This is a genomic window from Bradyrhizobium diazoefficiens (assembly GCF_016616235.1).
Taxonomy (GTDB): Bacteria; Pseudomonadota; Alphaproteobacteria; order Rhizobiales; family Xanthobacteraceae; genus Bradyrhizobium; species Bradyrhizobium diazoefficiens_H.
In genome coordinates this window covers 2,050,898-2,075,907 of record NZ_CP067100.1, presented here as the reverse complement: position 1 = coordinate 2,075,907, position 25,010 = coordinate 2,050,898, and the positions used below count along the sequence as shown (strand labels likewise).

Annotated in this window: 14 protein-coding genes; 8 read left to right on the top strand and 6 right to left on the bottom strand. The window is 64.8% G+C overall.

What is annotated here, in order from left to right:
* Positions 1-117 precede the first annotated feature (117 nt).
* The 6 genes from JJB99_RS09810 to treY are packed head-to-tail and all read left to right on the top strand — an operon-like array spanning position 118 to position 14,118.
* A complete protein-coding gene (locus JJB99_RS09810; protein WP_200498569.1) occupies positions 118-2,064 on the top strand; it encodes a maltotransferase domain-containing protein in 1,947 nt (648 codons plus the stop codon).
* A gap of 11 nt (positions 2,065-2,075) precedes the next feature.
* Positions 2,076-5,369: a maltose alpha-D-glucosyltransferase gene (gene treS / locus JJB99_RS09805; RefSeq protein ID WP_200498568.1), complete on the top strand. Its 3,294-nt coding sequence runs from the start codon at positions 2,076-2,078 to the stop codon at positions 5,367-5,369.
* Positions 5,362-7,500, top strand: a complete 2,139-nt coding sequence (gene glgB, locus JJB99_RS09800) for a 1,4-alpha-glucan branching protein GlgB (protein ID WP_200498567.1) — start codon at positions 5,362-5,364, stop codon at positions 7,498-7,500. The genes treS and glgB overlap by 8 nt, the downstream gene beginning before the upstream one ends.
* A 3-nt stretch (positions 7,501-7,503) precedes the next feature.
* On the top strand, positions 7,504-9,582 hold the full coding sequence (gene glgX, locus JJB99_RS09795) for a glycogen debranching protein GlgX (RefSeq protein ID WP_200498566.1): 2,079 nt from the start codon (positions 7,504-7,506) through the stop codon (positions 9,580-9,582).
* Positions 9,579-11,333 carry a malto-oligosyltrehalose trehalohydrolase gene (gene treZ / locus JJB99_RS09790; RefSeq protein ID WP_200498565.1) on the top strand — a complete coding sequence of 585 codons (1,755 nt, stop codon included), beginning with the start codon at positions 9,579-9,581 and terminating at the stop codon, positions 11,331-11,333. Before glgX ends, treZ begins: the two co-directional genes overlap by 4 nt.
* A 1-nt stretch (position 11,334) precedes the next feature.
* Positions 11,335-14,118 carry a malto-oligosyltrehalose synthase gene (gene treY, locus JJB99_RS09785; RefSeq protein ID WP_200498564.1) on the top strand — a complete coding sequence of 928 codons (2,784 nt, stop codon included), beginning with the start codon at positions 11,335-11,337 and terminating at the stop codon, positions 14,116-14,118.
* A gap of 2 nt (positions 14,119-14,120) precedes the next feature.
* Here treY and JJB99_RS09780 read toward each other — a convergent pair whose 3' ends face one another.
* Positions 14,121-14,438, bottom strand: a complete 318-nt coding sequence (locus JJB99_RS09780) for a polyhydroxyalkanoic acid system family protein (protein ID WP_200498563.1) — start codon at positions 14,436-14,438, stop codon at positions 14,121-14,123.
* A gap of 182 nt (positions 14,439-14,620) precedes the next feature.
* Between JJB99_RS09780 and JJB99_RS09775 the strand changes: the two genes are divergently transcribed.
* Positions 14,621-14,785 carry a DUF3309 family protein gene (locus tag JJB99_RS09775; RefSeq protein ID WP_084298933.1) on the top strand — a complete coding sequence of 55 codons (165 nt, stop codon included), beginning with the start codon at positions 14,621-14,623 and terminating at the stop codon, positions 14,783-14,785.
* 116 nt (positions 14,786-14,901) lie between these two features.
* Here JJB99_RS09775 and ligD read toward each other — a convergent pair whose 3' ends face one another.
* Entirely contained in the window at positions 14,902-17,607 is a 2,706-nt protein-coding gene (gene ligD, locus JJB99_RS09770) for a DNA ligase D (protein ID WP_200498562.1), read from the bottom strand.
* A gap of 116 nt (positions 17,608-17,723) precedes the next feature.
* On the opposite strand from ligD, the gene JJB99_RS09765 reads away from it, so the two are divergent.
* Positions 17,724-18,602, top strand: a complete 879-nt coding sequence (locus JJB99_RS09765; RefSeq protein WP_200498561.1) for a Ku protein — start codon at positions 17,724-17,726, stop codon at positions 18,600-18,602.
* A 117-nt stretch (positions 18,603-18,719) separates the two neighbouring features.
* On the opposite strand, the gene JJB99_RS09760 is transcribed toward JJB99_RS09765, so the two are convergent.
* From JJB99_RS09760 to kdpB, 4 genes are all read right to left on the bottom strand, one after another.
* Positions 18,720-19,409, bottom strand: a complete 690-nt coding sequence (locus JJB99_RS09760; RefSeq protein ID WP_200498560.1) for a response regulator — start codon at positions 19,407-19,409, stop codon at positions 18,720-18,722.
* Positions 19,406-22,126 carry a sensor histidine kinase gene (locus tag JJB99_RS09755; protein ID WP_200498559.1) on the bottom strand — a complete coding sequence of 907 codons (2,721 nt, stop codon included), beginning with the start codon at positions 22,124-22,126 and terminating at the stop codon, positions 19,406-19,408. Before JJB99_RS09755 ends, JJB99_RS09760 begins: the two co-directional genes overlap by 4 nt.
* A 40-nt stretch (positions 22,127-22,166) precedes the next feature.
* On the bottom strand, positions 22,167-22,772 hold the full coding sequence (locus JJB99_RS09750) for a K(+)-transporting ATPase subunit C (RefSeq protein ID WP_200498558.1): 606 nt from the start codon (positions 22,770-22,772) through the stop codon (positions 22,167-22,169).
* Between the two features lie 113 nt (positions 22,773-22,885).
* Positions 22,886-25,000 carry a potassium-transporting ATPase subunit KdpB gene (kdpB, locus tag JJB99_RS09745; RefSeq protein ID WP_200498557.1) on the bottom strand — a complete coding sequence of 705 codons (2,115 nt, stop codon included), beginning with the start codon at positions 24,998-25,000 and terminating at the stop codon, positions 22,886-22,888.
* Positions 25,001-25,010: the final 10 nt, after the last annotated feature.

Here is a 25,010-nt window from a genome sequence, read left to right as displayed (position 1 = left end):
CCGCGCCTGCCGTTCCCAAGGGAACCAAATGACACACAAGCGGCTTTCTATGGTGGTACCAAGCGTAGGTTCCCGACAAGGGAAACGGGCTCCTGCTTTCTTGTCAATGGCATCACCGTGAACAAGACAATTCAAACTGTCGAGAGTGCCGCTGCCGGCAGCGCTTTCCTCATCGAAGACGTCTACCCCTCGATCGACGGCGGCCGCTTCGCCGTGAAGCGGATCGCAGGCGAGCGCGTCGAGGTCTGGGCCGACATCTACCGCGACGGCGACGCCGTGATATCAGCCGCGCTGATCTGGCGAGGCGAGCAGGACCGCGAATGGCGGAGCGAGCCGATGACGCCTGACGGCAATGACCGGTGGTCCGGCGCGTTCACGCCCCAGGAGCCCGGCCAATATGTCTATGCGATCGAAGCCTGGACCGACGAGTTCGCGACCTGGTCCCACGGCATCGCGCGTAAGCAGCGCACCGGCGCCGACGTGAGTCTCGATGCGATCGAGGGGGCCGGCCTGCTGACCAAGGCGCATGGTGGAAGGCAGGACGCTGCAGCGGTCATCATCAGGCAATGCGAGGACTATCTTCAGAGCGGCGACGTCGCCCCGCTGCTGTCCGCCGAGCTCGGCAAGGCGATGGCCGAGAGCCAGTCGCGGCCCGACCTGACCCGCTCGCCGCCCTTCCCGCTCATCGTCGATCGCGACAAGGCGCGCTTTGGCGCCTGCTATCAGATGATGCCGCGCAGCCAGAGCCGGATTCCGGGCCGGCATGGCACGCTCCGCGACTGCATTGCGCGCGTGCCCGATCTCGCCGCGATGGGCTTTGACGTGCTCTACCTCACGCCGGTCCACCCGATTGGCCGCACACGCCGCAAGGGCCGCAACAATGCGCCGGTGGCAACCGATCGCGAGCCCGGCTCGCCTTATGCGATCGGCTCAGCCGACGGCGGGCACGATGCGCTGCATCCCGAGCTCGGCACCATCGAGGACTTCCGCGCGCTGGTCGCGACCTGTCTGGAATACGGCCTCGAGCTCGCGCTCGATTTCGCCGTGCAATGCTCGCCGGACCACCCCTGGCTGACGCAGCATCCGGAGTGGTTCAAATGGCGCCCGGACCGTTCGGTCCGGACCGCGGACGGGCCCTATTCCGACATCGTCATCCCCGATTTCGCCTCGGTCGACAGAGTGGGGCTGTGGAATGCGTTCCGCGACGCCATGCTGTTCTGGATCGACCATGGCGTCACCATCTTCGCCATCGACAATCATGACACTGCGCCGCTGCCGTTCTGGGACTGGCTGATCGGCGACATCCGCCGCCGGCATCCCGGGGTGATCCTGTTCTCCAAGACATTTGCAAAGCCGAAGCTGATGAAGGGACTCGCAAAACTCGGCTTTGCGCAGTCCTTCACCTATTTTCCCTGGCGCACGACGAAATGGGAGCTGGAGCAATATCTTGGCGAGCTCACGCGCTATCCGGAGCGCGACTTCTATCGCCCGAACCTGTTCGTGAACACGCCCGACCTGTTGCCGTACCATCTCCAGAGCGGCGAGACCTGGATGTTCAAATCGCGCGTTGCCCTGGCGGCGACGCTGTCGAGCAGCTTCGGCATCTACAGCGGCTTCGAGCTGCTGGAGCACGAGGCTGTGCCCGGCCGCGAAGAGTATCTCGATTCCGAAAAATATCAGATCAGGCAGCGCGACTGGGACAAGCCCGGCAACATCAAAGCCTACATCGCCGCGCTCAACGGCATCCGCAAAGACAATGCCGCGCTTCAGCAGACGGCGAATTTGCGCTTCCTCGGCATCGAGGATGGCGAGACCATCGCCTTTGCCAAGGAGGCGGCCGATTCCACAAACACCGTCCTCGCTGTCATCGCCCTCTCGCGCCATGTCCGCGAATTCTGGTTGCCGCTCGGCGGGCTCACCATCGACGCCGGCGGCGAACGCTGCCACGTCGCCGCACTGGAAAATCTCCTCACCGGCGAACAGTCCCGCATCGAATGGGGCGGGATCAGATTGCGTATCGATCCCGACCGCGATCCGGCGCTCTTGTTCCGCTGCCTGGCGTAAGGGTTCACGCCATGAACGTATTGTCTTCCGTGCACACCAAAAAGATTGAGATCGCCGAGGTCGTGGACGAGCTGTGGTACAAGGACGCCATCATCTACCAGCTCCACGTCAAGGCCTTTGCCGACAGCAACAATGACGGCATCGGCGACTTCGCCGGGCTGACCGAGAAGCTGCCTTATCTGCAGGACCTCGGCGTCACCGCGCTGTGGCTGCTGCCGTTCTATCCCTCGCCCGGCCGCGACGACGGCTACGACATCGGCGACTACGGCTCGGTCAATCCCGACTTCGGAACGATGAAGGACTTCAAGCGCTTCATCCAAGAGGCGCAGAAGCGCGGCTTACGCGTCATCACCGAGCTCGTCGTCAACCACACCTCCGACCAGCACAAATGGTTCAAGCGCGCGCGCCGGAGCCCCGCCGGCTCGAGCGCCCGCAACTGGTATGTCTGGAGCGACACCGACCAGAAATACCAGGGCACGCGCATCATCTTCACCGACACCGAGAAATCGAACTGGACCTGGGATCCGGAGGCTGGCGCGTTCTACTGGCACCGCTTCTTCTCGCATCAGCCGGACCTGAATTTCGACAATCCGCGCGTCGTCAGCGCCATCATCCAGGTGATGAAGCGCTGGCTGGACGCCGGCGTCGACGGCTTCCGGTTAGATGCCATTCCCTATCTCTGCGAGCGCGAGGGCACCTCGAACGAGAATCTGCCGGAGACGCATGCGGTGATCAAGCGCTTGCGCCGCGAGCTCGATGCGTATTCCAAGGGCAAGCTGCTGCTGGCCGAGGCCAATCAATGGCCGGAGGACGTGCAGGAATATTTCGGCCAAGGCGACGAGTGCCACATGGCCTATCACTTCCCGCTGATGCCGCGCATCTACATGGCGATCGCGCAGGAGGACCGCTTCCCGATCACCGACATCCTGCGCCAGACGCCGGATATCCCGGCGAGCTGCCAATGGGCGCTGTTCCTGCGCAACCATGACGAGCTGACGCTGGAGATGGTCACCGACGTCGAGCGCGACTATCTCTGGACCACCTATGCTAATGATCCCCGCGCGCGCATCAATGTCGGCATCCGCCGTCGGCTTGCGCCGCTGATGGACAATGACCGCCGCAAGATCGAGCTGATGAACTCGCTGCTGCTGTCGTTCCCGGGCACGCCGATCATCTATTACGGTGACGAGATCGGGATGGGCGACAACATCTATCTCGGCGACCGCAACGGCGTGCGCACGCCGATGCAGTGGAGCCCGGACCGCAACGGCGGCTTCTCGCGCTGCGATCCCGCCCGGCTCTATGCGCCGCTGATCATGGATCCCGTCTACGGTTACGAATCGGTCAACGTCGAAGCGCAGTCGCGCAGCCTGTCCTCGCTGCTCAGCGCCACCAAACGGCTGATCTCGGTTCGCAAGTCGACCCTCGCCTTCGGCCGCGGCACCATGACCTTCATCCGCCCGGCCAACCGCGCCGTGCTGGCCTATGTCCGGCAATACCGCGACGAGGTGATCCTATGCGTGGCCAATTTGTCGCGCGCAGCCCAGGCCACCGAGCTCGACCTGTCGCCGTGGAAGGACCGCATCCCGCAGGAGATGCTGGGACGCACGCGCTTCCCCCCGATCGGCGAGCTGCCCTACATGATCACGCTGGGCCCTTACGGCTTCTACTGGTTCCAGCTGCAGGAGCGCGACAAGTCGGAGCCGGTGATCCCGCGCGCGGTGCCGGAGTTCGAGACCCTGGTCGTCCCCGTCAATTCGAACTGGGTATCGCTCGCGCGTGAGCGCGGCGTGTTCGAACGCGATGTGCTGCCGGGATTCTTGTCACGAACGCGATGGTTCCCCGAGCACAATCCCAAGAACATCAAGACCGCGCTGACCTCGGCAGTGCCGTTCTGCGACATCGGCGACAACCGGCCCTGGATCGCTTTCTTCGAGGCCAGGCAGGGGGACAAGGCGAGACGCTACGTGATCCCGTTGCAGATCGAGTGGGTGCGGTTCGACCGCGAGCGCTTCAATCCCAGGGCGCTCGCCGCCGTGCGCCAGGGCGCGCGCGAAGGCACGCTGCTCGACGTTGCGACCGAGCAGATCTTCATCGGCCTGTTCCTGCGCAATCTGTCGCAGAACCTTGTGGTGGAGGAGAACAATCTGCGGCTTGAGTTCAAGGCCACCAGCCGGTTCGCCGAATACATCATCAAGGAGCCCGAGCGCATCCGCGCGATCGAGCAGTCGAACAGCACCGCCCTGGTCGACAACCAGTACGTCGCCAAGATCTACCGCCGGCTCGAAAGCGGGACCAGTCCCGAAATCGAGATCGGCCACTATCTCACGGAAGTTGCCCGCTTCGCCAATACGCCGGCGCTGCTCGGCAGCGTCGAGCTGGTCGAGGGCAACCAGCGTAGCGCGCTCGGCGTGCTGCACGCCTTTGTCGAGAACCAGGGCGACGGCTGGTCCGTGACCGCGGGATATCTCGACCGCTATATCGACGAGCAGCGCGTCCTGCCGCCGGGCGAAACGCTGCGCGAGACCCAGGAACAAGCGCCCTATCTGCACTTCATGTCGCAGATCGGCCGGCGACTGGGCGAGCTGCATGTCGTGCTGGCCGCGGCCAAGCCCGATGATCTCGCCCCGGCGCCGATCGCCTCCGCAGATATCAAGCGCTGGGTGTCCGACCTCACGGCGCGTGCCGAGCGGCTGTTCGAGCGCCTCACCGAGAGCCGCGACGGCCTGCGGGAGGCGGACCGGCCGCTGATCGACCGGCTCGTCGCGGCACGCAGCGGCTTGCCCGACCTGCTGAATGCGCTCTTGCGTTCCGGGATCGGCGGGTTGAACATCCGTCATCATGGCGACTTCCGCCTCGGGCAAACTCTGATCGTGAAGGATGACATCTTCATCATCGATTTCGACGGCGATCCGCGTCTGCCGCTGGCCGACAAGCGGCGCAAGCTGCCTGCCGCGCGCGATGTCGCCGGCCTGATCCACTCGATTGATCTTTCGGTTAACACCGCGCTGAACCGGGCGCTCACGGGCGCTTCCGACGAGCAGGGCCGGCTCACGGCCGCGCTCGACGAATGGCGCGAGCGCGCCACCGCGACGTTCCTCACCGCCTATCGCGAAGCCATGACGGATCGCCGGCTGTGGCCGGAAGATGCGCAATCCGCGGAAGGCCTGTTAAGGTTTTTCCTGCTTGATCAAGCGTTCGACAAAGTAGAGTACGAGCTGTCCCACCGGCCTGAGGGGCTCCACGCGCCGCTGACCGGACTGCTTCGCATTCTGTCCAGTGCCGAGAGCGAAGCCCATGCCTAAACTGCCCGCAGAAGCCTACGCGATCATCGAAGGCCGCCACTCCGATCCCTTCCATTATCTCGGGCTGCATCCCGAGGGCGGCAGGAGCGTGGTGCGCGCGTTCCTGCCCGAAGCCTCCAATGTCGAGGCGGTCGGCGACCACGGCGAGGTCGCGCCGCTCGATCGTGTCCACGATGCCGGCCTGTTCATCGGCGCGCTGCCCAACGGCGCGAAGCATTATCAGCTGCGCGCGAAGTTCGGCGACAACGTCGTCGAGTTCGAGGACGCCTACCGCTTTCCGCCGATCCTGACCGATTTCGACCTCTATCTGCTCGGCGAAGGCACCCATCAGCGCCTCTATGACAAGCTCGGCGCGCATCCGATGCGGCTCGAAGGCATCGACGGCATCGGCTTCGTGGTGCTGGCGCCGAATGCGCGGCGCGTGTCCGTGGTCGGCGATTTCAATTTCTGGGACGGGCGGCGCCATCCGATGCGGGTCCGCGGCGCCGGCTATTGGGAATTGTTCATTCCGCATGCCAAGGCCGGCGATCACTACAAGTTCGAGATCATCGGCCCGCACGGCCATCTGCTGCCGCTGAAATCCGATCCCATGGCATTCGCGAGCGAGGTGCGGCCAAAGACGGCCTCCATCGTGTTCGACGAGGCGCATCTGCCGCGGCCCCACCCGGCGCCCGACGGCATCAACGCACTGTCGGCACCGATGTCGATCTATGAGGTCCATCTCGGCTCGTGGCGGCGCAAGAACGGCAATGAATGGCTGACCTATCGCGAGCTCGCCGAGCAGCTGCCGGCCTATGCCCGCGACATGGGCTTCACCCATCTCGAATTCCTCCCCGTCAGCGAGCATCCGTTCGACGGCTCCTGGGGCTATCAGCCGACCGGCCTCTACGCGCCGACCAGCCGCTTCGGCGGGCCTGAGGATTTCGCCGCGCTGATCGATGCCTGCCACCGCGAGGGCATTGGCGTCCTGCTCGACTGGGTGCCCGGCCACTTCCCGGATGATCCCCACGGGCTCGGCCATTTCGACGGCACCTCGCTCTACGAGCACGCCAACCCGCTCCAGGGCCGCCACCTCGACTGGGGCACGCTGATCTACAATTACGGCCGCACCGAAGTGACCAACTTCCTGGTGTCGAACGCGCTGTTCTGGCTGGAGCGCTATGCGATCGACGGCCTGCGCGTCGACGCGGTCGCCTCCATGCTCTATCTCGATTACAGCCGGCCGCCCGGCGCCTGGATCCCGAACCAGTATGGCGGCCGCGAGAACATCGAGGCCATCAACTTCCTGCGCCGCTTCAACACGGAAGTCTTCGCCCGCTTCCCGCAGGCGACCACGGCGGCCGAGGAATCCACCGCATGGCCGCAGGTCTCGCGCCCGGTTGAGTTCGGCGGGCTCGGTTTCGGCTACAAGTGGAACATGGGCTGGATGCACGACACGCTGAACTACATCAGCAAGGATCCCATCCACCGCAAGCACCATCACGGCGAGATCCTGTTCGGCCTGCACTATGCGTTCTCGGAGAACTTCATCCTGCCGCTGTCGCATGACGAGGTCGTGCACGGCAAGCGCTCGATCCTCGGCCGCATGCCCGGCGACGAATGGCAGCGTTTTGCGAATTTGCGCGCCTATTACAGCTTCATGTTCGGCCATCCCGGCAAGAAGCTGCTGTTCATGGGCGCCGAAATCGCACAGAGCCGCGAATGGAATCACGACCAATCGCTCGACTGGCACCTGCTCGAATACAAATATCACCAGGGCATCCAGGCGCTGATCCGCGACCTTAACCGGCTCTATCGCGCCGTGCCGGCACTGCACCAGATGGATTGCGACCAGGCTGGATTCGAATGGCTGATCACGGACGATGCCAATCGCAACGTGTTCGCCTGGTTGCGCAAGGGCTTTGACGAGCACGCGCGCTGCCTCGTCATCGTCAACTTCTCCCCCAACGTCTACCGCAACTATCCCGTGCGCGTACCCTTTGCCGGCAAGTGGAAGGAAGTGTTCAATTCGGACTCCGCCCATTATGGCGGCAGCAATGTCGGGAACATCGGCGAGGTCCAGGCCGTTGACGGCGAGCTCCGCTTGACCATTCCACCTTTGGGCGCGATCTTCCTCGTTCCGGAAAGTTGACCCATGCGCCTGACTGCCGGATCGCCCGCACGCCTCGGCGCCAGCTGGGACGGACGCGGCACCAATTTCGCGCTGTTTTCCGCCAATGCGCAGAAGGTCGAGCTCTGCCTGTTCGACACGCAAGGGCGGCGCGAGCTCGAACGAATCGAATTGCCTGAAAAGACCGAGGACGTCTGGCACGGCTATCTCAACGACGTCTCGCCCGGCCAGCTCTACGGCTATCGCGTGCACGGGCCCTACGAGCCCGAGCACGGTCATCGCTTCAACGCCAACAAGCTGCTGCTCGATCCCTATGCCAAGCGGCTCGCCGGGCGGCTGGTCTGGAGCGATGCGCATTTCGCCTACCGCACCGGTTCGCCGCGCGAGGATTTGTCGTTCGACCGGCGCGACAATGCGCGCGGCATGCCCAAGGCCGTCGTGGTCGACGAGACCTTCAACTGGGGCCGCCGCGAGATCCGGCCCCACATCCCCTGGGAAGACACCGTCATCTACGAGGCGCACGTCAAGGGCCTGACGCAGAAGCGCGACGACGTGCCGCCGAATCTGCGCGGCACCTATGGCGGGCTGTCCTCACCCGCCGTGATCGAGCATCTGAAGAAGCTCGGCGTCACCACGATCGAGCTGTTGCCGATCCACAGCTTCGTCGACGACCGCATCCTGGTCGAGAAGAAGCTCGCCAATTACTGGGGCTACAACACGCTGTCTTTCTTCGCGCCGGAGCCGCGCTACGCCCAGGACAATGCGCTCGATTCCTTCCGCACCACGGTCGCGCGGCTGCACGATGCCGGCATCGAAGTGATGCTCGACGTCGTCTACAACCACACCGCCGAAGGCAATCATCTCGGCCCGACGCTGTGCTATCGCGGCATCGACAACGCCTCCTATTACTGGCTTAATCGCGACAATCCGCGCTATTACGATGACTTCACCGGCTGCGGCTCGTCGGTGAACCTCACCCACCCGCGCGTGCTCCAGATGGTGATGGATTCCCTGCGCTACTGGGTCGAGGTCTGCCATGTCGACGGCTTCCGCTTCGACCTCGCCACCACGCTCGCGCGCGGGCCGAACGGCTTTGACCGCGGCAGCTCGTTCCTGACCGCGATCCGGCAGGATCCGGTGCTGGCGGCCGTCAAACTGGTCGCCGAGCCCTGGGACCTTGGCCTTGGCGGCTACCAGGTCGGTGCATTCCCGTCCCAATGGTCGGAGTGGAACGACCGCTATCGCAGCGCCATGCGCCGTTACTGGAGCGGCGAAGGCAGCCTGATCGGCGACATCTCCAGCCGCATGACGGCGTCCTCCGATCTGTTCAACCACGACGGACGGCGGCCGCGCGCCAGCATCAATCACATCACCGTGCATGACGGTTTCACGCTCGCCGATCTCTTCAGCTACAACGAGAAGCACAACGAGGCCAATGGCGAGGACAATCGCGACGGCTCCAGCGACAACCACAGCAACAATTGCGGCGTCGAGGGCCCGACGGACGATCCGCAAATCCTCGCGCTGCGGCGGCAGCTGCGCAAGAACGTGCTGGCCTGCCTGATGCTGGCGCAAGGCGTTCCGCTGCTGCTGGCGGGCGACGAGGTCGGCAATTCGCAATCCGGCAACAACAACGCCTATTGCCAGGACAACGAGATCGGCTGGGTCGGCTGGGACAATCTCGGCAAGGACGGCGAGGACATGGTCGATTTCGTCGCCCGTCTCGCCGAGATCCGCCGCCGCTTCTCGCAGCTTCGCAGCCATCGCTGGCTCGACGGGCGCCTCGCGGATGGCGCCTCCTACGGCGCACTCTGGCTGACGCCCGCCGGCGACGAGATGACGGAAAGCGACTGGAAATTCCCGGAAGGCAGGTTCCTCTCTTATGTGGTGGGCCCGGTGGAACCGGGCGAGGCTGCGATCTTTATCGTACTGAACGCCGCCCCCGAAGAGATCGCATTCAAATTGCCCGAGATCGACGAATACAAGAGCTGGCAGCAGCTCCTGAACACGACGGATGCCAAGCTGAACAGCGTCGATTTCCTGCCCGGAAGCGACAGCAAGGCGCCGCCGCGCTCCGTGCTCGCCTTCGCGGGGGCGCCATGAGGCCATCCTTCGGGGCGAGGCCGACCAAAGACGGCGTGTCGTTTCGCCTGTGGGCGCCAGGTGCGCGCCGCGTCGATCTGCTGCTCGAGCGACGCCACGCGATGCAGCGCCGGCAGGATGGCTGGTATGTGGCGGACATCGACGATCTTGCCATCGGCAGTCGCTACAAGTTCAGGATCGACGACGAGATCGACGTACCTGATCCCGCCTCGGCCTTCCAGCCGGAGGATGTGTTCGGCCCGAGCGAGGTGATCGATCACGACGCCTTCGCCTGGCGGGCGCGCGACTGGCGCGGCCGGCCCTGGGAAGAGACGGTGCTGATCGAGACCCATGTCGGCACCTTCACGGCTGAAGGCACCTACGGCGCCATGATCGACAAGCTCGACCATCTCGCAGCGACCGGCATCACCGCGCTGGAGCTGATGCCGCTCGCCGATTTTGCCGGGCGCCGCGGCTGGGGCTATGACGGCGTGCTGTGGTATGCGCCCGACAGCGCCTATGGCCGGCCCGAGGATCTGAAGACTCTGATCGACGAGGCGCATCTGCGCGGGCTGATGGTGTTTCTCGACGTCGTCTACAATCATTTCGGCCCCGAGGGCAATTACCTCGGCCGCTACGCGCCGGCCTTCTTCACCGACGCGCATACGCCGTGGGGCAGCACGATCGATTATCGCGTGCCGCAGGTGCGCGCGTTCGCGGTCGAGAACGCGCTGTCATGGCTTGGCGATTACCGCTTCGACGGCCTGCGGCTCGATGCCGCCAATCACATCATGGCGGTGCCCGGGGAGCAGTCGATGCTGCAGGACCTCAGCGCCGCCGCCGGCGAACTCGCCAAGGCGACGGGGCGGCACATCCACCTCGTGCTGGAGAACGGCGACAATCGCGCCAGCTTGCTCGATGCCGCGCAGGAGCCGCCGAACGGCAAATATCGCGCGCAGTGGAACGATGATTATCACCACGTCTGGCACGTGATGCTGACTGGAGAGCTCAACGGCTATTATGCCGATTACCAGACGCCGCGCATGGACCTCGCACGCGCGCTGGCGTCGGGCTTCGTTTATCAGGGCGAGATCTCTGAATTCTGGGGCAAGAAGCCGCGCGGCGAGCCGAGCGGCGAGCTGCCGCCGGCAACCTTCGTCAACTTCCTGCAAAACCACGACCAGATCGGCAACCGTCCGCTCGGCGACCGGCTCGAGAGCCTGGCCTCGCCGCGGCAGATCGAAGCGGCGCTTGCGGTGACGCTCCTTGCTCCCATGATCCCGATGTTGTTTCAGGGCGAGGAATGGGCCTCGACCGTGCCCTTCCCGTTCTTCTGCGATTTCCAGGGCGGCTTGGCTGATGCCGTGCGCAAGGGCCGTAAGCAGGAATATGCCTGGGCTTACGAGAAATACGGCGACGAGGTCCCCGACCCGCTCGACCCGGCCACGCTGCAATCGGCGGTGCTCGACTGGACCGGCCGCACGCGGGAGCAGGACAAGCGGCTGGCTTTCGTGAAAGAGCTGCTCACGCTCCGTCGCAAGGAAATCATGCCGCGACTGAAGGGGGCGAGTTTTGGCGATGCCCGGGCGTCGGATAGCGGCCTGCTCACCGCATATTGGCGCATGGGCGACGGCACGACATTGCACCTTTTCGCCAATCTCTCGGACAAGGACATCGCATATTCCAAGAGCAATGCAGGCACGCCGATCTGGGGCGGCGCGGCCGGCAACCGGCTTCCGCCCTGGTCGGTGGTCTGGCATCTCGGAGGTTGACATGCCTCCCGCCATGCCGCTTGCGACCTACCGGCTTCAGCTCACCGCGGATTTCGACTTCGACAAGGCCGCCGCGGTCGTGCCTTATCTCAAGGCGCTCGGGATCACGCATCTCTACGCCTCGCCGGTGATGAAGGCGCGCAAGGGTTCGACCCACGGCTACGACACCGTCGATCACAGCCAGCTCAGTCTCGAGCTTGGCGGCGAGGCCGGTTTCGCGCGGCTGAGCGAGGTACTGAAGCAGCACGACCTCGGCCTCATCATCGATTTCGTGCCGAACCATGTCGGCGTGCACTTTGCCGACAATCCCTGGTGGCTCGACGTGCTGGAATGGGGCCAGACCTCGCCGCACGCTGTCTCGTTCGACATCGACTGGGACCAATTGGCCTACCGCGCCCGCGGCGGCGTGCTGCTGCCGATCCTCGGCACATCCTACGGCGAGGCGCTGGAGCGCGGCGAGATCGAGCTGCGCTACGATGCCGACGAGGGCAGTTTTTCCGCCTGGTATTTCGAGCACCGCCTGCCGATCGCCCCGGAGCGCTATGGCGAGATGCTGCGAATGATCGTGAAGGAGGCGGACGCGGCCGATACCGTGGCCGGCAAACGCTTGCTCTCGCTGGCCGCGCGCTACACGGGCCTGCGCCGACCGAATCGCAAGGAAGCTCCCGCCTTCAAGGCCGAATTGAAGGAGATCGCAGGCAGCGCCGACATCATCAACCATGGCCTTGCCGCCTACCGCGCCGCCAAGGATCGCCCCGCACCAACGCTGGCGCTGCATCATCTCTTGGAGCGCCAGCATTACAAGCTCGGGCACTGGCGGCTCGCCTCCAGCGACATCAATTATCGCCGCTTCTTCGACGTCAACGGGCTCGCGGGGCTGCGCGTCGAGGACCCCGGCACCTTCGCCTCGACTCACCGCCTGGTGAAGCAGCTCGTCGCAGACGGCAGGCTGCAAGGCATCCGCCTCGATCACATCGACGGCCTGCGCGATCCCGCCCAATACTGCCAGCGGCTGCGCCGGCTGATGCGCGACGCGCAGGGCAACACAAAGCCGTTCTACACGGTGATCGAAAAGATCCTGTGCGAGCACGAGCGGCTGGTGCATTTCGCCGGCGTGCAAGGCACCACCGGCTATGAATGGATGAACGCCATCACGCATGTCCTGGTCGACGCCAAGGGGCTGGAGGCGCTGGACGAGACCTGGCGGCAGATCAGCAACCGCCCGCCGCAGCTTGCGCCCTACGTCAAGGACGCAAAAAGGCGCGTGCTGGAAACGCTGCTCACCAGCGAGTTCACCGTGCTGACGCGTCTGCTCGCGCGCATCGCCAACGGTCACTATTCGACCCGCGATTTTTCCGCCGACAGCCTGCGGCAGGCGCTCGAGCTCTATGTGCTGCATTTCCCGGTCTATCGCACCTATTTGACGCATAGCGGCCCGACCGCGCTCGACCGCAAGCTGATCGACGACACCATCGCGCGCGCCCGCGCCGAATGGTTCGCAGCCGACGAAGGCATTTTCGACTTCCTGCGCGATGCGCTCACCATGGACCTGCTCAAGCCCGGCCGTCCGCCGCACAGCGCCCCGCGCGTGCGGCGCTTCGCGCTGAAGGTACAGCAGTTCACCGGGCCGATGATGGCGAAATCGCTGGAGGACACTGCGTTCTATCAATTCCACCGGCTGCTCGCGCTGAACGAGGTCGGCGGCGATCCCGCCAGCACCGGCCTCACCATTCCCGCTTTCCACGAGGCCATGCGCGCGCGCGCCAAGGAATGGCCGCAAGGGATGACGGCCACCGCCACCCACGACACCAAGCGCGGCGAGGATGCCCGCGCGCGGATCACAGCGCTGAGCGAGATCCCGGGCGAATGGACCAGCGCGGTGTCGCGCTGGAAGGTGCTGAACGCGCCGCACCTTGCCCTTCACGGCAATCTGCGCGCGCCGTCGGCGACGTTCGAATACATGCTCTACCAGACCCTGCTCGGCGCCTGGCCGCTGCAACAGACGCTTGATGCCGGCTTCGTCGAGCGCATCCAGGGCTATGCGCTCAAGGCTGCGCGCGAGGGCAAGGAAGAGACGAGCTGGCTCAATCCGCATGAGGCCTATGAGAACGGTATCAAGAGCTTCATCGAAAAGATCCTCGATCCCGCGCTGTCAGGCGAATTTCTGGAGGCGCTGCAGACGCTGGCCCGCCGCCTCGCGCTGCTCGGCGCGCTAAACTCGCTCAGCCAGCTCACGCTGAAGGCGACGCTGCCGGGCGTGCCCGATTTCTACCAGGGCACCGAATATTGGGACCTCTCGCTGGTCGATCCCGACAACCGTCGCCCCGTGGATTTTGCCGCGCGGAGCACGGCGCTGGTGTCACTGGACACGCCGGACTGGCGCGGACTGATCAAGAGCTGGCCGGATGGCCGGCTCAAGCTTGCCTGGACGCTGCATCTGCTCAAGCTGCGCAATGTGCTTGCCGACGTCTTTGCGCAAGGCGACTATCAGCCGCTCGAGGTGCGCGGCGCGCACGCCGACCACATCATCGCCTTCGCGCGCCGGCATGGCCGAGCCGCGGCGATCGTCGTGGTCGGACGTCAGTTTTCACCGTTCACGCAGGCCGGGCGCGAATGGCCCGCTCTCGAAGGATTTGATGCAACCGTCGACATCGCCGGCTACAGCGCACCGGGTCTTGCGAGCGGGCTTCCCGTCGGGCAGGCCTTCCGGGATTTCCCTGCCGCTGTGATCGAGGCCCGCGCCGCAACCGCCATCAGGCCTCAACGACAGCGCGCCCGTGCCTGAGGCTACTTTCCTCCGTCCTTGGTCAGCAGCAGCTGGCCGCGCTTTTTGATGGTCGCCTGCGCCATCTCGGCGAAACGCTGCAACAGCCAGGGCAGCACCACCTCGACCTTGACATGATCGTCGGCGACGTCGACCTGCCCGGTCGCGATCTGCCCGAGCGCGCGGATGCGGAAGGCCAGAGTGTCGCCGCTCCAGCGCTCCTCCTCGACCTGCATCACCGGAATGCTCGCGGCGGCGCGGCCGAGACCGCTCTTGAGCCGGCGCACCGCCTCCTCGCGGCCGAGGCGATGCGGAATGGAAACGACGAGCGGTGCTGACATGGTCGTGCCCCCTTCTGATTGATTCTCAATGAGAGAGCCGCCCAAAACGACAAAGGTTCCACTCACAACTGAGACCAGGGACGCCGTTCGCAACCGGAACTTTAAAACCTGCGGCAAGTTGCCCCCGCACGACGGGACAGGTGCAAACGACCCTTTGATCAAAAGGGCTGGAGGAGATTCGCATGTCAATCGGTACGATCATTCTGATCATTTTGGTCATCGCCCTGCTCGGCGGTTTCAGCGGCATCGGCGGCGGGCCGTTTTACGGCACCGGGTATTACGGCGGCGGCGGCCTCGGGCTCGTCATCATCATTCTGCTGATATTGTTGCTGATGGGACGGATCTAACGACACAGCAGTCATTCCGGGGCGCGCGCAAGCGCGACCCCGGAATCTCGCGCCACAAACCTCTGGATTCCGGGTCTGCGCTATCGCGCAGCCCGAAACGACGTTTTGGGAAGGACCTACTTCCTTTTCCCCGCAAGCTTCTTGATCGCCGTCTTGATCGGCGCGGCCGCATCGTCATAACCCTCCCACGCCTTCGATCGCGCCAGCAGGCCCGGCACCGTCCGCATCGTGTATTTCTTCGGATCGAGGTCGCTCTTCACCTGTGTCCATGTGACAGGCATCGAGACGGTGGCGCCCGCGCGCGCACGCGGCGACAGCGGTGCGACCGCGGTCGACATGCGGTCGTTGCGTAAGTAATCCAGGAAGATCTTTCCCTTGCGCAGCTTCTTCGACATGTTGAGCAGATAGCGCTCGGGATCATCGTCCGCCATCCACTGGCACACGCCCTGCGCGAACGCCTTGGCCTCCTTCCAGCTCACCTTGTCGCGCGCGCCGTAGAGCAGCGGCACCACGACGTGCAGGCCCTTGCCGCCGGTGGTCTTGCAAAAGCTGTCCATGCCGATGTCAGTCAGCCGCTGCCGCATCTCCTTGGCGGCCTCGACCACCTCGGCGAAATCGACATCCGGTGCCGGGTCGAGATCGAACACCAGACGGCCCGGCGTGTCATAGGCATAAGGCGCACAATTCCAGGGATGCAGTTCGACGCCGCCGATCTGCGCCACGGCCGCGAGTCCCTCGATGCGATCGATCTGCAAGTATGGCTTGCGATCGCCGGAGACGCGCGCGAGCTCCAGCAGGTTCGAGGTTCCCTGCATGGCATGGCGCTGGAAGAAACACTCACCCTTGATACCGTCGGGGGCGCGTATCAGCGAGCATGGCCGGCCCTTGAGGTGCACGATCATCCACTCGCCGACCGCTTCGAGATAACGCGCAAGATCCAGCTTGGTGACGGGCTCGCTCTCGCCGTCGTCGGGCCAGAGCTCCTTGTCGGGCTTCGAGATGACGACGCCCATGACTTCGGCGTTTTGGGCATTCTGCTTCGGCTGACGGGCGGTCTTCGCCTTGGCGCGCGGCTTCGCCTTGGCCGCGGGTTCAGCGAGCTCGGTATCGACGGGTGTTTCCGCCTCGACCTCCTCGGCCGGCTTGTCCTGCCGCAGCCCCTTGAAAGCGGCCTGGCGGATATTGCCGTCGGCGGTGAAGCCCGCGAACTCGATCTCGGCGACGAGCTCCGGCTTCAGCCAGTGCACGTCGCGCGTCTTCTTTGGCGCGTTCTTGCCGCCGAACGGACTGGTCTTGGCCTCCATTGCCTTCAGTGACGGCATGATGCGCTTGACCTTGTCGGCGCCGAAACCGGTGCCGACCATGCCGACGAAGGCGAGATGATCGCCGCGATGCACGCCGGCCATCAGCGAGCGGAATTTGCCGCTGGTGGTCTTGTAGCCGCCGATCACGACCTCATGGCCGGCCCGGCATTTGGCCTTGGTCCAGCTCTCGGTGCGGCCGGAGCGATAGGGCGCATCCAGCTTCTTCGACACCACGCCCTCGAGCTCGAGCTTGCAGGCCGATTGCAGCACGGCGTCGCCGCCGCTCTCGAAATGCTCGACATAGCGGATCTGGGTCGACTTTCGCTTGCGCGCTTCCAGCAGCTCCTTGAGCCGTGCCTTGCGTTCGCCGAGTGGCAGGCCGCGGTAATCGAGCCCTCCGGCGAACAGCAGGTCGAACGCGAAGAAGATCAGGTCTTCGGTGTTGCCGTCCGACAGTGCAGCCTGGAGCGAAGAAAAATTCGGCGCGCCGTTGTGGTCGAGCGCGATGATTTCGCCATCGATCATCACGTCCGGCAGCGAGCCTGCCTCCTTCGCGATCGAAGCGAACTTGTCGGTCCAGTCGAGGCCCTTGCGCGTCTTCAGCGTTGCCTTGCCGCTCTCGACCCGGAGCTGCACGCGGTAACCGTCGAACTTGATCTCGTGGCACCAGCCATCGCCGGCCGGCGGGCGCTCGATCGAGGTGCAGAGCTGCGGCGCGACGAAGTCAGGCATCTCCGCGACCTCTTTGGCGGCCGTCGCGCTCGTGGCTTTTTTCTTGGCGGTCTTGCTCTTTGCAGTCTTGCCCTTTGCAGTCGTCGCGCTCTTCAGCGCCGCGCGCGGCGCCGGCTTGATGGTGTGCCCTTTCGTCTCCTCGGCGCGGTTGGACTGCCAGACTGCATCCGCCTTGGCTCCCTTCGCCAGCATGAACGGTTTCGGCGCGCGGCCCTTGCCCTCGGCGATCTGCTCCATCGCACGACCGGAGGCGACCGACTTGTCCTGGTCGAGAATGTCGTTGTCGGCGCCCTCGCGGGCATATTCGTCGCGGTGCTTGATCAGCAGCCAATTGGTGCGCTTTTCGCCGCCGCGATTGCGCATGCGCACCAGCACCCAGCTGCCGTGCAGCTTGTCGCCATGCAGGGTGAACTTGAGATCGCCCTTCTTAAAGCCGCCTTCCGGATCGTCCGATTCCCATGTGCCGCGGTCCCACAGCATCACCGTGCCGCCGCCATACTGGCCTTCCGGAATCGTGCCTTCGAAATCGCCGTAATCGAGCGGGTGGTCCTCGACCTCGACCGCCAGCCGCTTGTCGTGGGGATCGAGCGAGGGCCCCTTCGTCACCGCCCAAGACTTGAAGACGCCGTCGAATTCGAGCCTGAGGTCGTAGTGCAGCCGCGTTGCGTCATGCTTCTGGATCACGAAACGTCGCTGTTCGGACGGCGCCACTGCTGCCTTGCCCGACGGCTCCGGCGTCTTCTCGAAGTCACGCTTCTTTCGGTAAGTGGAGAGTTTTTGCAGCACGACCAGTCCCGCTTCTCTTTCGGCATTCAGCCTATCACGGCAAAAGTCCCGCCCGGAACCAAAACCCCACCGGGCGGTTGGGGTTCCAAAACGCCTTGGAATCACTGGAGAATGGAATGGCCCCGCGCGCCTATTGGAAGGGAACGTTGAAGCTGTCACTGGTCAGCTGCCCGGTCGTGCTCTACCCGGCGACGACGGCGGCCGAGAAGACGCGATTTCACCTGATCAACCGCGAAACAGGCAATCGGCTCAAGCAGCAGATGGTGGATTCCGAGACCGGCGACGTCGTCGAGAGCGACCAGAAGGGCCGCGGCTACGAGCTGCGCAAGGGAAAATACGTCGAGATCGAACCGGAGGAACTCGAAGCCGTCCAGATCGAGAGCAACCACACCATCGACATCGAGAGCTTCGTGCCGAGCGAGGAGATCGACCAGCGCTATCTCAACCATCCCTATTACATCGCGCCCGACGGCAAGGCGGCGGTCGACGCCTTTGCGGTGATCCGCGACGCCATGAAGGACCAGGATCGCGTGGCGCTCGCCAAGATCGTGCTGACCAACCGCGAGCACATCATCGCGATCGAGCCGCTCGGCAAGGGCCTGCTCGGCACTACGCTACGCTTTCCCTACGAGCTGCGCGACGAGACCGAGTTCTTTGACGATATCAAGAGTCCGAAGATCACGAAGGACATGGTCGAGCTCGCCGGCCACATCCTGCACACCAAGGCCGCACATTTCGACCCCAGCAAATTCAAGGACGACTACGAGACCGCGCTGAAGGCGCTGGTGAAGCGGAAGGCCAGCGGCAAGACTATCGAGCTGCCGGCGCGGGAGGAGCGGCCGAGCAACGTCGTCAGCTTGATGGATGCGCTGAAGCAGAGCCTCAAGGGCGGAAAGAAGACCGCGGCGAAATCCCACGCGCGGCGCGCGACCGGGCGACGGCAAGCCGCGAAGAAGGCACACCGCTCGACGGCGCGGCATCGCAAGGCAGGCTAGCGAGCGCCGTCATTCCGGGGGCGCGTCGAAGAGGCGAACCTCAGGTGCGCAATTGCGCACCGGGGATTCTCGATGTTCCGGGTTCGATGCTTCGCATCGCCCCGGAACGACGGCTAATCAATCCCCCACCTTAAGCCGGTACCCGATCCCCGTCTCGGTCAGCACATATTGCGGGCGCTCCGGATCGGCTTCGATCTTCTGGCGGAGCTGGCGAACGTAAACGCGCAGATATTGCGCATCGGTCAATTCGTCCCAGAGCGCCTTGAGCAGGAAGCGATGGGTCAGCACCTTGCCGGCGTGCTGGACCAGCACGCGCAGCAAATCGTACTCCTTCGGCGACAATTTGATGTCGCGCTCGCCAACCTTGACGATACGGCGGACGAGATCGACGGAGAGATCGCCGGCGCGGAACACCGGGCGCTCGCCCTGAACCTGGAGCTGGTGCCGCAGCGCGGCGCGCAGGCGCGCCAAGAGTTCGTCCATGCCGAAGGGCTTCGTGAGGTAATCGTCGGCGCCGAGATCGAGCGCCTGCACCTTGCCGGCCTCGTCGCCGCGGCTCGACAGCACCACGATCGGCACGCCCTCGTTGCGGGCACGGATGGTACGCAGTAGCTCGTGGCCCTGGATGTCGGGCAGGCCGAGATCGAGGATGATCAACGCCGGCTCCTCGGCAAGCTTCTCCAGCGCGATCTTGCCGTTCGACGCGTCGAGGATCTCGTAGCCCTGCGTCGAGAGCCCCAACCGCAGTAATTTGCGGATCGGCGGCTCGTCGTCGATGACCAGAACTTTGATCGGGGCGGCACTCATGCGGCGGTGTCCAATGCGGAGGTCTGTGCCGGAACGGGCAGACGGATGATGAGCACGGCGCCGCTGCGGTCGCTGCGGCTGGCAGCCGAGACCGTGCCGCCCATCGCTTCGACGAAGCCGCGGGAGATAGCAAGCCCGAGCCCGGTGCCGGGCCGGACATGGTCGCCCTTGTGCACCCGATAGAACTTGTCGAACACGCTCTCGAGCTCATCGGGCGGAATGCCGGCGCCTTCGTCGGCGATCTCCAGCACCACCTGATCCCGCTCGCGCCGGCTGCGGATCGAGATCGTGGTGTCGGCGGGTGAATATTTTGCGGCGTTGTCGAGCAGATTGAACAGCACCTGCTCGAACAACACGGCGTCGAGCTGGAGCATCGGCAGGTCGGCGGCCAACACCAGCTCCATCTTGTGGGCGGTCAGGATCTTGCTCGCGCGCCTGAGCGCGCTGCCGACGATCTCGCCGAGATCATGCAGCGCCGTGTTGGGCACGATGGCGCCGGATTCGAGCTTGGTCATGTCGAGCAGATTGGCGATAAAACGGTTGAGCCGCTCGGATTCGTCGATCACGGTGGCGAGCAGATCGTGCTTCTCGGTGTCGGACAACGCACCGGCGAGATCGCGCATGGTCGAGGCCGCACCCAACACCGAGGCGAGGGGCGTCTTCAGGTCGTGCGAGATCGAGGTGAGCAGCGCCGCGCGCAGCCGCTCGGATTCGATGGTGCGCTTGACGCGGTCCATGTCCTCGACCAACAGCACGCGCTCGATCGCGAGCGCGCCCTGGTCGACCAGCGCGTCGAGCAGCCGGCGCTGGTCCGGCGTCAGCAGCGGGCCGGTGCGGTCATTGTCGATCCCGATGACGCCGATCGGGCCGCGCCCCGTGCGCATCGGCAGGAACAGCCGCTTGGCGCCCGGCAAGGTGTCCGAGCCGCGGCCGGCCGGGCGATCGTTGCTCCAGGCCCAGTTTGCCGCGGCAAGGTCGGCCTGGTCGAGCTGGTCCTCCGGCGGATAGCCCGATTTCACCGTGAGCAGGCCGTCGTCCGGCAGCAGCAGCACGACGCGCACCCTCAGCATCAGCGCAATCTGATAGGCCGACGCCCACAACACGTCGTCGAGGGTAGCGGTGCCGGCGAGCTTGCGGCTGAACGCATAGAGCTGCTCGGTGGTCCTGATGCGGCCGATCGCAGTGTCGGCCTGCGTGCGCACGCGCGCCGCGACATTCGAGACAATCATCGCCACTGCCATGAACAGGACGAAGGCGGCGACATTGGTCGGATCAGTGATCGTGAAGGTGTAAATCGGCGGCAGGAAGAAGAAGTTGTAGGACAGCGAGGCAGCGACCGTCGCAAGCAGCGACGGCCACAGGCCGTAACGGACGGCGACAGCTACCACCGCCGTCAGCAGCACGAGATCCACGTTCTCGATGCCGAATCTCGGCTGAATCAGCTCGGCGGCGCCGAGGCCGACCAGAACGATGCCGAGCGCCTTGAGATAAGGCAGCGGATCGAACGGCTCGGATCGGGCGGCGGTCTGCACCGACGTCTTCGCGGGCTCTCCGGACAGCTCATCGCCGGGGATGACGTGAACGCTGATATTGCCGGCACGGCGAACCAGATCGTGCACGACGGATCCGCGCGTCATCTCGAACCAGCGCGAGCGCGTCGACTTGCCGATCACGATCTGGGTGACGTTATTGCCCTGCGCGAAATTGATCACGTCGTCCGCGATGCGGCGGCCGACGGCGGGAATCGTCAGCGCTTCACCGCCGAGCGATTCCGCGAGCCGCAGGGTATCGGCGAGCCGGTCGCGCTCCTCGTCCGAGAGCTGGAGCGAGCGGCGCGTCTCGATCGAGATCGCGGTGAACGGCGCATGCAGCCGGTCGGCCAGCCGCTTGGTGTAGCGAACAAGGCCAGCTGCGCGCGGATCCTCGCTGACGCAGACCAGGATGCGCTCGCCCGCGGCCCAGGGACCGGGAATCGCGTTCGCCTGCATGTGGGTGAGCAGCTGCTCGTCGACCCGCTCGGCCGTGCGCCGCAGCGCCAGCTCGCGCAGGGCGGTCAGATTGCCCGGCGAGAAATAATGCTCCAGCGCCCGCTCGGCCTGCTTGGGGACGTAGACCTTGCCTTCCTTGAGCCTCTGGATCAGATCGTCGGGCGTGAGGTCGATCAGCTCGATGGCCTCGGCGCGATCGAAAATCGAGTCCGGCACCGTCTCGCGCACCCGCACATGGGTGATCTGGGCGACGATGTCGTTGAGGCTCTCGATGTGCTGGATATTGACAGCGGTGTAGACGTCGATGCCGTGGGAGAGCAGCTCCTCGACGTCGAGATAACGCTTGGGATGGCGGCTGCCGGCCGTATTGGTGTGGGCGAGCTCGTCGACCACCGCGATCTGCGGCCGCCGCGCGATCACAGCGTCGAGGTCCATCTCCTCGATGATCTGGCCGCGATGGTCGAGCCTCTTGCGCGGTATTGCTTCGAGCCCATTCACCAGCGCCTCGGTTTCGGCGCGGCCATGGGTTTCCACGAAACCGACCACGACATCGATTCCGGCCTTGCGCCTGGCATGGGCGCTCTGCAGCATCTCATAGGTCTTGCCGACGCCGGGGGCGGCACCGACGAAGATCTTCAGCTTGCCGCTCGCGCTCTCCTCCCGGCGCGCGGCTTCCAGCAGCGCCTCGGGAGACGGACGTTGTTCGGGATCGCGGCGCTGTTGAACCATCAGGCCAATATAACCATCCGGGCGCAGCGAGCCTAGACCGCTACTTCGCGGCGGCGCGATCGAGTGCGAGGTTCAATGCCAGCACGTTAACCCGCGGTTCGCCAAGCAGTCCAAGCAGACGGCCCTGGGTGTTGGAAGCCACGAGCTGCTTGACCCGATCGTCCGACAGATTCCGCGCCTTGGCCACCCGCGGCACCTGAAATTCCGCCGCTTCCAACGAGATGTCCGGGTCGAGGCCGCTAGCCGAGGTCGTAACCAGGTCGACGGGCACGGCGGCGCTCGGATTTTCCGCCTTCAGCTTGTTCACGTCCCCCTTCAGCCGGTCGGCCAGCGCCTTGCTGGTCGGGCCGAGATTGGAGCCGCCGGAGTTGGCGGCGTTGTAGGGCGCGGACACCGTCTTGGTCGGATCATTCGGGTCGGGCGCCAAGGTCGCCGAGGGGCGGCCGTGGAAGTATCGCTGGGTTTTGAACTCCTGCCCGATCAGGGCGGAGCCGATCACCCTGCCGTCCTTCTCGATCAGGCTGCCTTGCGCTTTGGCGGGAAAGATCGCGCCGGCGATGGCGGTCATCACGAGCGGATAGGCCAGGCCCGTGATGGCCGTGAGGACCAGCAAGAGGACGATGGCGGGGCGGATTTCTCTGAGCATGTGTTTCTCCAATTTCTCCCGTCATTGCGAGGAGCGAAGCGACGAAGCAATATCCAGGCTGCTAATCGCGGAGACATTCCTGGATTGCCTCGCTTCGCTCGCAATGACCGGCGTTAGGCGAGATGCAGGGCAACGACGACGAGGTCGATCGCCTTGATACCGATGAAGGGAATGACGATGCCGCCGAGCCCGTAGATCAGGAGGTTGCGGCGGAGCAACGCGCCGGCCCCGACCGCGCGGTAGGCAACACCCTTCAGCGCCAGCGGGATCAGCGCGATGATGATCAGCGCATTGAAGATGATCGCCGACAGGATGGCACTCTGCGGGCTCGACAGGTTCATGACGTTGAGCACGTTGAGCTGCGGATAGAACGCCACGAACATCGCCGGGATGATCGCAAAATATTTCGCGACGTCGTTGGCGATCGAGAAGGTCGTCAGCGCACCGCGCGTCATCAGCAGCTGCTTGCCGATCTCGACCACCTCGATCAGCTTGGTCGGGTTGGAATCGAGGTCGACCATGTTGCCGGCTTCGCGCGCGGCCTGGGTGCCGGTGTTCATGGCGACACCGACGTCGGCCTGGGCGAGCGCCGGCGCGTCGTTGGTGCCGTCGCCGCACATGGCAACGAGCTTGCCCTTGGCCTGCTCCTCGCGGATCAGCTTGAGCTTGTCCTCGGGGGTTGCCTGCGCCAAGAAGTCGTCGACGCCGGCTTCCGCTGCGATCGCCGCGGCGGTCATCGGGTTGTCGCCGGTGATCATGACGGTGCGGATGCCCATGCGGCGCAGCTCGGTAAAGCGCTCGCGGATGCCGCCCTTGACGATGTCCTTGAGCTGGATGACGCCGAGCAGCTTGCCGTCCTTGGCGACCGCCAGCGGCGTGCCGCCGGCTTTCGCAATCTCGTCGGCAATGGTCTGGATCTCGCGGCCGATCTCGGGCAGCCCAGCGGGCTGGATGGCGCGCGCCGTATTGCCGGAGGCAATGGCCAGCGGCGCGCCGCCCCCGACATAGTTCAGCATGGCATCGACCGCCCCCTTGCGCACCGACGAGCCGCCGGCATCGACGCCGCTCATGCGGGTCTGAGCCGTGAACGGGATGAAGGTGGCCCCCAACTCGGCCATGTCGCGGCCGCGGATGCCGTATTTCTCTTTCGCCAGCACGACGATGGAACGGCCTTCCGGAGTCTCGTCGGCGAGCGAGGCGAGCTGGGCTGCGTCCGCCAGTTCCTGCTCGGTGACGCCGCGCACGGGGCGGAACGCCGTTGCCTGCCGGTTGCCGAGGGTGATGGTGCCGGTCTTGTCGAGCAGCAGCGTGTCGACGTCGCCGGCGGCCTCGACTGCACGTCCGGACATCGCGAGCACGTTGAAGCGCACCAGGCGGTCCATGCCGGCGATGCCGATCGCCGATAACAGCGCGCCGATCGTGGTCGGGATCAAGGTCACGAACAGGGCGACCAGCACGATCACCGAGATCGAGCCGCCGGCATAGGCCGCATAGCTCGGAATAGTAACGGTGGCGAACACGAAGATGATGGTGAGGCCGGCCAAGAGGATGTTGAGCGCGATCTCGTTCGGCGTCTTTGCGCGCTCGGCGCCTTCAACCAGCTTGATCATGCGGTCGATGAAGGTCGAGCCCTGGGCGGCCGTGATGCGCACGCGGATCCAATCGGACAGCACCTGCGTGCCGCCGGTCACGGCGGAACGGTCGCCGCCGGATTCGCGGATCACGGGCGCGGATTCGCCGGTGATGGCGGCTTCGTTGACAGAAGCCACACCCTCGATCACCTCGCCGTCGGAGGGGATGGTGTCGCCGGCCTCGACCAGCACGATGTCGCCGACCTTCAGGCTGGTGCCTGGCACGAGGTTGAACGCCTGGCCGCCGCCCGTCAAAAGCTTGGCCTGGCTTTCGGTGCGGGTCTTGCGCAGCGAGTCCGCCTGCGCCTTGCCGCGGCCTTCGGCCAGCGCTTCGGCGAAGTTGGCGAACAGCACCGTGAACCAGAGCCAGAGGATGATCTGGAAGGTGAAGCCGAGGCCGGCACCTCCCGTGAGGACATCGCGCAGGAAAATCACGGTGGTGAGCGCGGCCACGATCTCGACCACGAACATCACGGGGTTCTTGATCATCAGCCGCGGATCGAGCTTGGTAAAGGAGGCGCGGATCGCGGGCAGCACGATCTTCGCATCCAGCATCGCCGACATCGGCGCACGTTTTTGCAGTTTCATCGCTTCCATCGAGGTCGCT